Raw genomic sequence first — 1,240 nt, 5'->3', positions numbered from 1 at the left:
GCGCCGTCGACCGGGCGTCGACCTCCAAGCTGGGTGCGTTGGCCGTCGACTGTGTCACCAGCTGCGAAACCCGGTTGGTCGTGCTCGACGACCTGCACTTCGTGGACTTCAAGCATCGCAACGGCATCGAGGTGTCCAACCACCTCAAGGGTCTGGCCAACGAGATGGCGGCGACGTTCGTCTACGTCGGAGTTCAGCTCGCCGAGAAGCGGTTCTTCGATGAAGGGCAGCTCGGGGAACAGGCCGCCTACGCGCAGACCAGCCGCCGTGCCACCCGCTGCCCGGTCGTCCCGTTCGCGGTCGATACCGATCCGGGGCTGCGGAGTTGGATCACCTGCTCCGCACGTTGGAGGGGCACATCAAGTTGGCCGACGCCCACGAGGGGATGCTCGTCGAGCAGGCGAAGGTGTTGCACCGGCGCACACAGGGCCGGATAGCGTCGCTGACCAACCTCATCGACCGCGTCTGCTACCTGGCGATCGCCTCCGGCACCGAGACGATCACCCCGGAGTTGATCGCCGCGACCACCATCGACAATGCCGGCGAATCCGCCGCCCGCACGGCCTGACCCCACACCTTCCACCGCGCCCCCGGCGGCGCGGCTGAGGCCGAGCCGGACTGCATCTGGCAGAGGCAATGGGCGCACCCGTTGCTTCCGATCCGCCTGCGGCACCGACTGCGGTTGCAGACCCGGTGTCCCGGTTGCGGGCAGGTGCCATTCTCCGACACCACCTGGCTCGGCAGCCACGGCCCGCCATGGCACTGCCCCCAACGGTGTCCGCGCGAGAGCGCCGATCGGAAGGTGCGTCCGTTCTGCCGGCACGACTTGCGCGACGCCACCGTAATCGAGGCCAACGACGACCTGTGCACGGCCCAGCGGTATCTGACCGCGCTGGCCGAGGCCACCGACATCGACGATCCCACCTCCCGATACGACAGGACGGCCGCGACGACCCGATTCGAGGCCTTCTGCGACCTCGCCGCCGACAAAGTCGGCATCGAGGCCCTCGTCACCCTCGGCGCCCATCAGGAGCGTCAGCAAATCCGATGAGCACAGGACAGTCCACCCAGTTCGTGGCTGACCCGAAGTTGAAGTTGGTATTCCCAATTTTGTGTCCCAAGGACACGCGGACGGTAATGCTGCTCAACGCCTGCGATACCCGCAACGCTGCGGGCCGGACCGCCCGCAACACAGATCCCGCCCGCCCCGTTTTGGTCGTTCTTGGAATAGTCGTTCAGC

At 66.8% G+C, this 1,240-nt stretch carries 4 protein-coding genes; all 4 read left to right on the top strand.

The genetic code is table 11. The annotated features are described in order from the left end of the window. Positions 1-437, top strand: a 437-nt coding sequence (locus GOSPT_RS02440) for a TniB family NTP-binding protein (protein WP_005202600.1), incomplete at its 5' end; no start/stop codon positions are given. After that, positions 407-568: a hypothetical protein gene (locus tag GOSPT_RS24210; RefSeq protein ID WP_245548679.1), complete on the top strand. Its 162-nt coding sequence runs from the start codon at positions 407-409 to the stop codon at positions 566-568. The genes GOSPT_RS02440 and GOSPT_RS24210, both read left to right, overlap by 31 nt. Before the next feature lie 144 nt (positions 569-712). Then, positions 713-1,051: a hypothetical protein gene (locus GOSPT_RS02435; protein ID WP_064870063.1), complete on the top strand. Its 339-nt coding sequence runs from the start codon at positions 713-715 to the stop codon at positions 1,049-1,051. Further along, positions 1,048-1,240 (top strand): hypothetical protein (locus GOSPT_RS24090; protein ID WP_005202598.1); only part of this gene is annotated, 193 nt, incomplete at its 3' end. The genes GOSPT_RS02435 and GOSPT_RS24090, both read left to right, overlap by 4 nt.

The organism is Gordonia sputi NBRC 100414 (assembly GCF_000248055.1).
Lineage (GTDB): Bacteria > Actinomycetota > Actinomycetes > Mycobacteriales > Mycobacteriaceae > Gordonia > Gordonia sputi.
This window is presented reverse-complemented; position numbering and strand designations above follow the sequence as displayed.